The following is a 12,139-nucleotide window of genomic DNA, read 5'->3' on the forward strand; positions in this document are numbered from 1 at the left end:
CGATCACCGGTCAGCGTCGCCACGGCGAACATGATGCACGACCTGCCCCGCTCCGCGGGGCCAATCGGTCAACACCATTAGGAGACACGACCTAGCCCGATGCGTTTGCGACCGAACACAGCACCATGCCCAAGCGTTATCCGATCGAGCAGAGTGAGCGTGCGGTGAAGATGGTGCTGGACCGACTCGACGGTTATCCGTCGGCGTATGCCGCCTGCCAGGCGCTGGCACCGAAACTCGGCGTCCATGCCGAGACACTGCGTGTCTGGGCGAAGCAAGCCCAGATCGACACTGGGGATGCTCCCGGGGTAACGAGCGCAGAGCAGACGCGGATCAAGGAGCTCGAACGAGAAGTGCGAGATCTGGAGGAGGCCAACGAGATTCTGAAAGCGGCCTCAATTTTCTTCGCGTCAATGTCAAGATCGTAAGTACCCGGTGGGGTTCGCTCCTTTCTTCGCTGCCCCGGCCGTGAACGCTGGTGGCCTGTCACGATGTGCGGCCCCACCGGGCCCGACCGGTGGGGTTCGTGGCTTGATAGGAGCGCGCTGCAAACGCCCAATTGACGCGTGCCCGTCCTCACCCGGTTTCGTGAGCATCCAGTTGCCCTGTGGAGAGGACGAAAACCGTTGAGCCAGGTCGTTATTGGTGTCGACGCCCATAAACGCACCCATACCTTGGTCGCCGCCGATCCAGTCGGCCGCCGACTGGCCGAGAAGACGATCGGAACGACCAGCGAGGACCATCTGAAGGCGGTCGAGTGCGCAGCCCAGTGGCCGGATGCGAAGTTCGCACTGGAGGACTGCCGACACGTCACGCGCCGGTTGGAACGTGATCTGCTCGCCGTCGGATTCGAGGTGGTGCGTGTGCCGACGCACTTGATGGCGGCCGCGCGCCGCGGCGGCCGTGAGAAGGGCAAGTCTGATCCGATCGACGCCCTCGCGGTTGCGCATGCCGCGCTGCGCGAACCAGACCTGCCGACTGCTCGCCTCGACGGCCCGGCGCGAGAGGTGAAGCTGCTGTCGGACTACCGTCACACCCTGGTCGTGCAGCGCACCGAGCTGATCAACCGATTGCGTTGGCACTTGCACGAACTCGACCCCGGCCTGGAGGTTCCCGCCCGCGGGCTGCGTCGTTACTGCGTGATCGACGACCTCGCCGAGCGACTCACCGCCTTCGATGGCCTGGTCGCGCAGATCGCACGCGACATGACCAGCCAGTGTCGCGCGCTGACCGAACAGATCAACAACCTCGAACGCCAGCTGCGCGATCGAGTGCGGGTGCTCGCGCCGACTCTGCTCGCCGTTCCCGGCTGCGGAGTGTTGTCAGCGGCGGTGATTGTCGGTGAAACCGCAGGGGCGCAACGATTTCGGTCCAAGGATGCGTATGCGCGATTCACCGGGACGGCGCCGATTCCGGTGTGGTCGGGCAGCACGTCGGGCAAGGTGCGTCTCAACCGCGGCGGAAACCGTTGGATCAACTGTGCCTTGCATATGATCGCGTTGACCCAGACCCGCGGTTTCGGGCCCGGCAAGGACTACCTCGACAAGCTCATCGGTCGGGGAAAGACCCGCAAGGAGGCAATACGGCTGCTGCGCCGGCGCCTGTCCGATGTGGTCTATCGTGCACTGGTTACCGACGAACGAGCCGCGAAAAGAGCTTCGGACAAGCAGGCCGAAACGGTTGTGCTGCAGGCGGCTTGACATAGGAGCATCCGGGAGATGTGCGCCACGAGGCGCTGGAGTGATCGAGAGGTGGTGAGAGACCGTCTCCCTCAGGTCGTCGCAGCGGCCTGAGTGAAGCTGGGGGCAGCCCTTGGGCGGAGGACACCGTCCCGGGGTGGCAAGCGGCCCCGATAAAGGCGGGACGTGCCGGAACTGCCAGACGGTGCGGGTTCGTCGAGCGAGGTCAGAAGGTGCAGCGTGAGCGAACCAGTGGTGGAAGCTCCGTAACCGCGAAACCGGCTCCAATCTGGTGGATATGGGCCGGGATGCAGTGCGCGGGATCCTATAGTTCCGAGGGTTCCGACTCCGTAACCGTATTTCTCCGACGCGTGCGGAGGCCGTGTCGAAGGTCTGCGGTGTAGACGCGGCGAGGCTGCCGGAGGAGAGCTGGGTGCCTCCCTGACCGATCGATCACCTGGTGAACGTGGGAACCATCCTGCGGGACCGTTCATCTCGCCCGGACAGCCGGTCCGGATGAGGTGTGGAGACTGTGTCCGGTCGAGAACCGTATGGGTGGGGTGGAGGCTTCGTAGTAGTCGCGGGCGGTGACGTGCCCGCCGCGGAGGCCGCGAGAGGCGGCCGCAGGGCGAAGTTGCGCCGTCTAACTCGGCGCTGGATCACTCTCGCAGAGAGTAGAGGTTCGGAAGGAGGAGACCTTTGGGTCGCCCGTCTTACCTGAACGGGAAACCGGGAGGGGACAACAGCATGACGGGAAAGCGGGGAGCATTGTGAAGGCGTTGATGGTGCCGTCCCCGCAAGACCCGTGCGATATGGCGAAGACCGGACTGTTTGAAGCCCAGTTCCCAGTGATGGAAATGCGCCTTCTCCGACATATAACGCCCAGAGCGGAGCCACCGGTATGTCGCCTGCCAGGCTGAAGGGTTCTGGCGCAAACAGTGTGATTGCGCTGTTCGGCGTGTTGGCGTCGGATCTGGTTCTGCATGGGTGATGGTGGCGGGCGTGCTTTGATCTGGTTCGAAAGTTGTTGCCACACTTGGGTAATTTGGTGATCGGCGATGTCTGTTCCGAGGGCGATGCTGTGGTCGTGGAGGCGGCCGTTGCCACCTCGACGGCCCGCTGTCCGGGATGTGAAACGGTTTCGGCGCGTGTGCATTCCCGGTATCGGCGCCGGTTGGCCGATGCCTCGATCGCTGGCCGCATGATGATCCTGCGATTGGTCATGCGACGGTTCTTTTGCTTGAACACCAGTTGTGCGGCCAGGACTTTCGCCGAACAAGCCGATGGACTCACGGTGAGGTGGTCGCGGCGGACGAACCAGTTGACCTCGATGCTGACCACGATCGGATTGGCCCTGGCGGGGCGGGCTGGTGCGCGGCTGGCGAGTCGGTTGGGACTCCCGGCCAGCCGGGACACCTTGTTGCGGCTGGTCCGTGGGTTGCCAGATCCGCCGGTCGGTGCCGTAAAGGTTTTGGGCGTCGACGATTTCGCCGTGAAACGTGGCCGCAGGTACGCAACGATCCTGCTGGACATGGCTACCCACCGGCCGATCGATGTCCTCGACGGCCGCGACGCCGACCCGCTGGCCGCCTGGCTGGCCGCGCATCCGGAAATCGAGGTGATTACTCGAGATCGGGCCAGTAGCAGCCCCTCCCCCGCGAGTCGCACCACCATAGGACATGAATCGGGGACGTCTAGGGCTGCATCCGCTCACCCCGTCGATATGAACACCGACACGAAATTCAACCGTGCCAGGCGCCGCGCCGCTTTCAGGCGGGGCCAAAACGTGGGGTTGGTTCAAATGAAACAGGTCAGGACCTGTGTAATACCGGTCCTGACCTGCTATTTCAACTGGACCTTGGGGGACCTTACTACAACACAAAACGCCAGGTAGAAGCCCTGGAAACACTCCTCCGCAAGCTAGCCGACGCGACATGGACCCCCGCACGGGCGCCGGGGCACAGACCCAAACGCCACGCCCTACAGAGACGCATCACCACCGCCGACCGCACCGCAATAGTCGCCGCCTACCACTCCGGAGCCCCCATCGCTCAGCTCGCCACCGACTGGCAACTCGCCAAAGGAAGCATCCTGGAAATTCTCCGAGACGCCGGCGCCACCATCCGCCACCAACGACACCTCACCCCCACCGAAATCAACCACGCCATCACCAGCTACCAACACGGCGAATCCCTCGCCCACATCGGCCAACGCCTCGGCGTCGCCCACACCACCATCCGCGCCGCACTCCAACAACGAGGCATCCCCCGCCGCGACACCCACGGCCGACCACAATGAACCCAAGTGCCGGCCGAGCCGCCGGCTCGATACGGACAGCATCGCCGATTACGTCGTCTCCACCAGCGGCATGGACATCGCTCGAACCAAGAACGGCGTACACTCTCGTCACCGAGTTCCGTCAACCGCCCCATCCGCGCCAGGTCCGTCAAGCACAGATGCCTGGTGATGTGGGTCGAGAACTGCGGAACCTCGGCAGCAATTGCGATGCGCCGCACTACTTTCGACCACGTCCACAAAGTCAGCAGGCGACCGTGGTTGCGGCGCGATTCCGACAAGAACAGCGGCCCGCGCGCCCGGCTGATCCCGGACCGGTGAAGCATGTACTGCGACAACAACACCCCGGTCGACGCCGAATACGGCACCACCCGCTCCAACCTGTTCTTCGTCGTCTCCGCCCGCACCCGCGGCGTCCGGTGAGCCGGATCGACATCGTCGGTCCGCAGCGAGCACAACTCCTCCCGCCGCATCGTAGGCCAACGCCAACATCACACGATTGCGGATCGGCTCGCGCTGGGCCACCTCCGGCAACAACAGCCACTGCTCCTCGCTGGGAATCCACGGCAGCTTCACCAGCCGCGGCACCAGCCCCGCCGCGCGCCACCAGCACGCCGACCGGGCGTATAGCGGCCGCGACCCACGGGATTCGAATCCCGTAGCCCCTCTTCCATCAAGAAGTCGTAGAACAAACGCACCGGCACCAGCCGCTGCTGAATCGTGGCGTTGGCCTACCCCGAGCCGGAGTCGATCGACGCCACGTTCCCGACGTGGCGCCCGACCCAGATCAACCCAAACACCCAGCCATACCGCCGCCTGCTCATGCTGACCCAACACAGGCCACTTTCTCCCGCAACACCGCCGCACCCCGCAGCGACGGTTCTCCAGCGCTAACCAACGCCCTTACAAGGCAGAGGAACCGGGTTTCTCAGGCAGCTAACCAGGCCAACCGTTCGCAGACTCGGCACCCAGTTGGGTAGTCCTGCCGATCCCAGCTGGCCTGGGCTGATGCAGAAGTCGCCGTCCGGTTTCGAGCACACTCACATCCACGACTTTTCAACTCAGTTAGTTTCACAGCGGCAGATTCCGAAACCCGGTCACCTCAATGCATGCGCGAGAAGTCTTCACCAACCTCTCGAATCCCAGCGTTATCACTCTTCGCAGCCCTTTCGGTCAACGCGCGAAGTGCTGGCATGTCGTTCAGATTTAATAACAATTCGGCGAGCCTTCGGTAATCATCTGCATCTGCAGCATGAAGCCGTGTATCAACGAGTTGTCGGACAGCATGGACAACCGCATCTGACTTGTTTCCCGCAATCGCCCGCCTCGCAGATAACGCCCATCGCGGCGACATTGCGAGGTCGATCAACTGATCAAGCAGTCGGGGAACATCTTCCGGGATCATTTGAAGGAAGAGCAGGGCTGCGTCGCGCTCTCGATAATCGCGCAGCGCTGCTGAGACAATATCGACTCGCGAACCAGCATTTCGATAGAATTCGGCACGAACATTGTTCGCTTGCTGTTCGGCTACAACGACAGCCGACCATAGATCTTTGTCAGTTTTAGAAGTCTCCATAATTTCTCCTAAAGTCTAATCCAATATCTGTCACTTATCAATCTTGGCGACTTTCTCCCAATCCATACTGTTAATCAGTGCCATGTACTCATCGTATGACATGTCCCTCGTTGGGTAGACGGTCATGTGGCCTGCTGGCGCAGGGCCGCCAACTTCCTTGCCGTCCCGGATAATGCCGAGGCCTTCGGGCAGTGTGTGATTCGGAGACTTCACGTTGCCGGTCAAACCGGCATTCTTGAGGTTTTCAACAGAATTGAATACTGATAGCCCCTGCACATGCAGGTTCTGCAAATCGTGAGCGGACGGCGGATGAACCATTCCCTCAGCATCGACGTCGATGTCATGATTCGGACGGACGCGTGGGTTGCCAGCAACATAAATGTCGCAGGTGCCGCACTCAGGACCTCTGGATCCGTGTGGCGAGGATGGTTGGGTAGGTGCCTGCGCGGTCTCGGGTTTGCTGGGATGGTCGTCCTCAGTAGCCCTCTCGATGATTGCCTCCGCACCCTCGATGATCTCGATGACGCACTCCAAGCATTTGCCGGTGAGGTCGAGATTGTTGATGGGATCGGCTTTGACGTAGTCGTAGTCATTGGCCGAACCACCCGCGACCGGGTCGGTTTGCAGGAACCGTCCGAGTATCGGCAGGTAGGTGCGTGCCCCCATCTCCAGGGCTTGCTGGCTGGCGAGGTGTTCGATCGGCACCGTGTGTTGGCCCAGGAAACCCAGATCCATGCCGCCCTGCATGGTCGCAGGGATCGCAATGTCACCGATCGCACCGGTAACCGGGTCAATGTCCTGGCCGTACGGGTCGTAGAGGTGGATGTTCCCGGTGCGGACGGCGTTGCTGTCGGCGGTGAACAGGATGCTGCCGTGCACATCCGGATAGGACCAGTTAGTGCCCGGAGTCTGCCCGTAAGTCTTTGTCAACAACGCGCCACCGGGCAGCTGAACCACCCGCTGCAGTAGCGTCCCGCCACCGTCGAGCACCAGCTCCGGGTTGGTTGCGGAAGGGTTTGTATAGCCGTAGCGGGTGGTACTGTTTCCGGCCGGCGTAGGCGCACCCTGCACCGACCGAACCATCAATCGGTCATTTACGTCACGGGTGTAGACAACCTTCGTCCCCGAGGTAGTCGTCGTGGATACGTGCCGACGAGTCGAGTCATATCCCAACGTGTCGGTCCCGACCGTGGTCGCGTTGCCGTAGACGTCATAGCTGAATGACAAGGCGTTCGTGCCGCTCGTCGACAGCAGACGATCGGTGTTGTCATAGCAGTAGGTGGTGGTCACTGCGGCCGATCCGTCACGAACGTCGGTAAGCCCGGTGCGGTTGGTATCCATCCCGGCCGCCGAATTCGGACCACAACCATCGGCAGCGTCAAAGTTGTAGGTCAGCTGATGGTGCGGCACCGTCGCCGACACCAGCCGCCCAACGCCGTCATAGGCGTATGAATCCGCGAAGCTTGTGTTGGGATCGGCTGAGTCGGTGAGATTTTCGTCGGTAATGCGGCCGTGTGGCGATCGTGTGACCGAATCGGTGACCATCGTGCTGGCTGTTTTCCAGGTCAGCTTGGTTATGGCACCAGCATCGTTGCGGGTGATCGCATCGAGACGAGATTGGTTACCGTAGCCGACGTTCTGAATCTGACCGAAGTTGTCATAGCCTGGTGTCGCGACAGTGGTCCCGTCCAGACTTACCCGCAGCAGCCGGGATGCATTGTCCCAGCTGTAGTTCAGCGTACTGGCGACACCCTTGACCGTGGATGTGGTACCGGTGACGCGATCATCCCGATCGTAGGTTGTGGTCGTTACCACACCGTTGGCGTCGGTGTATGACGCGGGCCGCCCCAGCAGATCGGTAACGATCGTGATCGTGCCGCTGGCGTCGGTCACCGATGCCGCCCGCGGATCACCGTTGACGGCGTAGTTGTAAGTGACCTTCCGCGCGGGTTGGCGCATAGCGAGGAACTCCCGTCAGGACCGAACTGCACGGCCTCCCCATCGGGCTACCCGAACGCACCCCCACAACGAATACTCAACCCTCAATGACCCACTCGTCAGAACGTCAAGTCGACCGGCGGCAACGCAGCCTCCCGGCCCACGGCGCCCGAGACGGTCCGTGACGCCCGAGCAGACAACTGAGCAGGGAAAGAAACGACGCGACCGACGATGCCCCTTCGGCTCCGCGAGCAGTCCTCCCCGGTAGGCACCCGTCGCCGACATCACATCGACGACGAAAGCGCGGGGCAACCGTGGGGCCAGCTCGAGTCTGCACCCACACCGGCGAACCACCACCGAACGATACTCAACCTGCGCCACAAGAGTTACCTGGAACGCGCGCTAATGCCGATGAGCGTGCCTTCGTGCGGCTCAGCGAGCGTTCTGCTGCGGTGGCCGCCACATCAACCACACTGGTGGGCCGCCGAAGTGCATCGTCGTCTGATCGCGAACCGTGAATCCGAAGCGCTCGTAGTAGGCGAGATTTCCCGGATTGCTGGTTTTCTCGCCAGGATTGGACGACGCCGCCGGGCTGAACACCTCGCTCGCATGTCGCGCTCTCGACGTGATCGGGGTAACAGGTTATGCTGACCGACTTACGAGTCAGTCTGCTTGTTTCGGATGGCGGAGACGAGCGAAAACCCAGGAAGGAATCTCATGCCTGAATCAGATCGGCTCAGCGGCCGGACCGCCGTGGTCACCGGCGCGGCCGGCGGGATAGGCGCGGCGCTCGCGGCGGAGCTGGGCGCGCGCGGAATGTCGGTCGTGCTCGCCGACATCGACGAGATCGGTGTCCGGCGGACCGCCGCGGAGCTGCAGGACCGTGGCGTGCGGGCGCTGGGCTACGGGGTCGATGTGGCGGACCCTGGGTCGGTGGCGGAACTGGCCGCGGCGAGCTATGAGGAGTTCGGATCGGTCGAGCTGCTGTGCAACAACGCGGGGGTGCTGCTGTTCGGACCGGTCGCCGACGCGACGATCGGCGACTGGCGGTGGCTGTCGTCGGTGAATGTGGAGGGGATGCTGAACTGCCTGCACGCCTTTCTCCCCCGCATGAGCCGGGCCAGTGGGTGGCGGCATGTCATGAATACCGCGTCCACGCACGCGTTCCTGCCGGATACCGCCACCAGCGCGCTGTACAGCGCCACCAAGCACGCGGTCGTCGGCGTCACCCTCGGACTGCGGAGCGAGCTGGCCGATGACGGCATCGGCGTCACCCTGCTGTGCCCGGGACAGGCGGCGACCCGCATCCTCGACGCGCAGCGCAATCGGCCCGACAGTTTCGGGCGTCGGGCGCGGGAACCGTTCGGCACCGGAGTGATTCCGCTGGCGATCGAACCGCACGATGTGGCCCGTGCCGCCGTCGACGGGATCCTGCGCAACGAACCCCTGGTCTTCGCGCTGCCCGAGTTCACCCGCGACACCTTCCGCAACCAGGTCGAGGAGATGTGGCGGCTGGCCGATGACGCGCTCGGCGCTCGGGCCGAAACACCATACCCCGCCGGCGATTAGGGGGAGCACGAGATGGACGAAAAGCTCGCCGCCACCACCGCGATGCGCACCCCCGACAACGCTCCCCCGGCCGACCGCGCGCTGAAACGATTGCTGGCCTCGGTGCCCTTCGCCAGCGCGAGCTCCGCATTGGGCTTCGCGGTGTCGGGATACTTTCTGGCACTTCAGGTTCAGGCCGTCGACGCCGACGCCAAGGTCGGCAATCTGGCACTGGTGCAGGCGGCCGGCGCGGTGGCCGCCATGGTCGCCCAGCCGCTGATCGGCGTGCTGTCCGATCGCACCCGCACCCGGGCGGGGGCCCGCTCCCCGTGGATTCTGCTCGGCGCGCTGATCGGTGCGGCCGGGCTGATCACCGCGGGACTGTCGACCACCATCGCCTGGCTGGTGGTGGCCGCCATGACCATCCAATTCGGTTTCAACGCCCTGGCGGGACCACTGTCGGCCATCCTTCCCGACCGGATTCCAATTCCGTTGCGCGGCCGGTATTCCACGCTGTCCGGATTGGGATCGATCGCCTCGGCCATTGTCGGACCGGTTCTCGCCTCGCTGTTCGCCGATCGCATTCCGCTGGGTTACTTCAGCGCGACCGGCGTAATCCTGGTGATCGTCGTGGCCTTTCTCGCGGTGAATCCGGAGGCTGACAATCGCGGCATCCCGCGACCCGGATTCTCGGTGCGGGACTTCCTCACCGCCCTGTGGGTCGATCCTCGCGAACATCCCGATTTCGGCTGGGCCTTCCTCGGGCGCCTGTTCATTTTCGGCGGCTATTTCATGGTGCTCACCTATCAGCTGTACCTCGCGCAGGGCTATATCGGACTCAGCACCGGCGAAGCCGCCAAGGTGGTGCCGCTGGTCGGCGTGGTGGGCCTGCCCGGGTTCCTGGTGGCCATCGTGGTCGCGGGGCCGCACTCCGATCGCATCGGCCGCCGCAAACCCCTGGTGCTTGCGGGCGGGCTGATCGTCGCGGTCTCGACGCTGATCCCGCTGGCCGCCCCGACGGTGGCCGGACTGTTCGCCTCCGGCGCGGTGGCGACCATCGGCTTCGGCATTTTCACCGCGGTCGATCTCGCACTAGTCTCCGAGGTCCTGCCCGCCAAGGACGACTTCGCCAAGGACCTCGGCATTCTCAATATCGCCACCACACTGCCCAGCGTGCTGGCCCCGGCCATCGCCGCCGCCATCGTGCACCTGTCCGGCAGCTACGGCGCGGTCTATCCGACCGCGGCCATCGTCTCCGCCCTCGGCGCGCTCGCGGTGCTGCCGATCAAGAGCGTCCGCTGAGGACGCGGGGAACCCCTCCGAACGCCGAAAACCCTTTCAGGGCAACGGCTTCACCCTTCTCTACTCACAATCCCTCGAAAGGACTCCCTGTCGTGACCTCCCCTGCCTCCTTCGACGGCACCGAACCCGCCCAGCAGGTCGAACTACCGGGGATACCGCAGCCCGGCTGGAATTGGCGCGCGGTCTGCTCGCTGGCCGCGCTGGTCGCCGTCGTCGAGACGCTCGCCCTCAGTTACCCGCTGGTGCCGATGGCGGAACCCGCCATCACGGCGCACTTCGACACCACCCAGGCGGGTTGGGTGATGACGTCGTTCCTGCTGGTCGGCGCCGCCACGGCGCCCTTGCTCGGCAAGCTGGCCGATCTACACGGCAAGCGCCGAATCCTGCTGAGCTGCCTGGCATTGTCGGCGGCCGGTGCGTTGATGTCGGCCCTCGCGCCCAGCTTCGCGATGCTCCTGGCCGGCCGCTGCCTGTTCGGGCTGCTGGTGCCCTGCCTGTTCCTGAGCTACTCGCTGGTCCGGGATGTGTTCCCGCCCAGAACCATTGCGCTGGCGGTGTCGATCGTGACCTCGGCGGTGGGTCTGGCCGCCATTCCCGCACCGTATCTCACCGAACGACTGCTCGACGATCACGGCTATCGCACCGTCTTCGGGTTCTTCTTCCTCGTCACCGCGCTCGCGGCGGTCGCGGTCGCGGTCACCACGCGGGAATCGACTGTGCGGCTGCCGGTCCGGGTGGGCGTGCGCGGCGCGGCGCTGCTCGGTCTCGGACTGGTGATCGTGCTCGTCGGGGTGTCGCAGGGACCGGCGTGGGGTTGGGTCACGCCGTCCACCCTCGCCTGCCTCGGCGCCGGCGTCGCGCTGATCGTCGCCTGGCTCGCGACCGCGGCCCGGACCGGGGATGCCATGATCGATATCCGGCTGTGGCGTCGCCGCCCGGTGCTGCTCACCGTCCTCGCCGCCGGATGCGTCTATGCCGCAACGGGTTTGTACGCCATGGTGCTGCCGATGCTGATCCGGACGCCGGCCATGCTCGGGCTGGGCTACGGATTCGGCGTGACGCCGAAGGGCGTCGCCGAATATCTGGTGCCGATCGGACTGCTGAGCGTGGTCGGCGGTATCGCGGTCGGTGTTCTCGCCGGTCGCCGGCTGATCCGGCCCGGTCTGCTGCTGGCGCTCGGAATGCTCTCGACCGCACTGGGTTCCGTCCTCACGGCGTATTCCCACGACAGTAAGGACCTGCTGCTGCTCTTCGCCGGGCTCGTCGGCCTCGGCGCCGGCCTGGCGTACGCCGCGACGCCGAATCTGCTGATCGCGGCGGTGCCACCCGGCGTCCAGGCGTCAACGGCGGCGCTGGTCAGCGTGTGCCAGATCGTGATTCCGGCGATCGCGCCGATCATCGCGTTCTCCATCATGAACGGCTCCCATGTCGCCCAGTTGCCGCCGATGATCACGCGGATGCTCAATGGCGCGGTCGTCTACACCGAAGGGGGGTTGAAGATCGGATTCCTGATCGCGGCCGCGATTGCCCTCGCCGGGCTGCTGTTCGCACTGCTGCTGCCTCGCACTATCGAGCAGGTGAGCATCGGGGCAATCGCGCCCGAAGCCGCCGCGCCTGAGCCCGCCACACCGGAATCAGCGGCGGCCGGAGCTGCCACGCCCGAACCTGCGGCGGTCGAACCTGCCACACCCGAACCTGCGGGCTGACCTCCCTCGAAAAGCCGCTGGCCGGAACGGATTCCGTTCCGGCCAGCGGGGGGGTTTTTAAATTTGTCAGCGTTGAATAAGCGATGGTGGGGTCG

General features: G+C 64.3%; 9 protein-coding genes and 1 pseudogene. 7 read left to right on the plus strand and 3 right to left on the minus strand.

Annotated elements, in window-relative coordinates; all coding sequences use genetic code 11:
- Positions 1 to 125: 125 nt before the first annotated feature.
- The 4 genes from ACWEO2_RS43700 (at position 126) to ACWEO2_RS43715 (ending at position 3,977) form a co-directional block, all read left to right on the plus strand.
- Entirely contained in the window at positions 126 to 428 is a 303-nt protein-coding gene (locus tag ACWEO2_RS43700) for a transposase (RefSeq protein ID WP_452410775.1), read from the plus strand.
- A gap of 198 nt (positions 429 to 626) precedes the next feature.
- On the plus strand, positions 627 to 1,700 hold the full coding sequence (locus ACWEO2_RS43705; RefSeq protein WP_452410776.1) for an IS110 family transposase: 1,074 nt from the start codon (positions 627 to 629) through the stop codon (positions 1,698 to 1,700).
- A gap of 1,066 nt (positions 1,701 to 2,766) precedes the next feature.
- Positions 2,767 to 3,573 carry a transposase family protein gene (locus ACWEO2_RS43710; protein ID WP_452410777.1) on the plus strand — a complete coding sequence of 269 codons (807 nt, stop codon included), beginning with the start codon at positions 2,767 to 2,769 and terminating at the stop codon, positions 3,571 to 3,573.
- Between the two features lie 272 nt (positions 3,574 to 3,845).
- Positions 3,846 to 3,977, plus strand: a complete 132-nt coding sequence (locus ACWEO2_RS43715) for a hypothetical protein (protein WP_452410782.1) — start codon at positions 3,846 to 3,848, stop codon at positions 3,975 to 3,977.
- Positions 3,978 to 4,165: 188 nt separating this feature from the next.
- On the opposite strand, the pseudogene ACWEO2_RS43720 reads toward ACWEO2_RS43715, so the two are convergent.
- From ACWEO2_RS43720 to ACWEO2_RS43730, 3 genes and pseudogenes are all read right to left on the minus strand, one after another.
- Positions 4,166 to 4,447, minus strand: a pseudogene (locus ACWEO2_RS43720) (tyrosine-type recombinase/integrase); the annotation flags it as partial.
- 629 nt (positions 4,448 to 5,076) lie between these two features.
- Positions 5,077 to 5,550, minus strand: a complete 474-nt coding sequence (locus ACWEO2_RS43725; RefSeq protein WP_452410778.1) for a hypothetical protein — start codon at positions 5,548 to 5,550, stop codon at positions 5,077 to 5,079.
- A gap of 30 nt (positions 5,551 to 5,580) precedes the next feature.
- Positions 5,581 to 7,509 (minus strand): RHS repeat-associated core domain-containing protein, encoded by a 1,929-nt coding sequence (locus ACWEO2_RS43730; RefSeq protein WP_452410779.1) that lies wholly within the window; start codon positions 7,507 to 7,509, stop codon positions 5,581 to 5,583.
- 696 nt (positions 7,510 to 8,205) lie between these two features.
- On the opposite strand from ACWEO2_RS43730, the gene ACWEO2_RS43735 reads away from it, so the two are divergent.
- The 3 genes from ACWEO2_RS43735 (at position 8,206) to ACWEO2_RS43745 (ending at position 12,044) form a co-directional block, all read left to right on the plus strand.
- The gene (locus ACWEO2_RS43735; RefSeq protein WP_452410780.1) at positions 8,206 to 9,057 is read left to right on the plus strand and encodes an SDR family oxidoreductase; all 852 of its coding nucleotides are present in this window, start codon (positions 8,206 to 8,208) and stop codon (positions 9,055 to 9,057) included.
- Between the two features lie 12 nt (positions 9,058 to 9,069).
- Positions 9,070 to 10,338, plus strand: a complete 1,269-nt coding sequence (locus ACWEO2_RS43740; RefSeq protein WP_452410781.1) for an MFS transporter — start codon at positions 9,070 to 9,072, stop codon at positions 10,336 to 10,338.
- A 92-nt stretch (positions 10,339 to 10,430) separates the two neighbouring features.
- Positions 10,431 to 12,044, plus strand: coding sequence for an MFS transporter (locus ACWEO2_RS43745; protein ID WP_354958295.1), 1,614 nt, complete (start codon positions 10,431 to 10,433; stop codon positions 12,042 to 12,044).
- The last annotated feature ends 95 nt before the right edge of the window (positions 12,045 to 12,139 follow it).

It is taken from the genome of Nocardia sp. NPDC004278, from assembly GCF_053602975.1.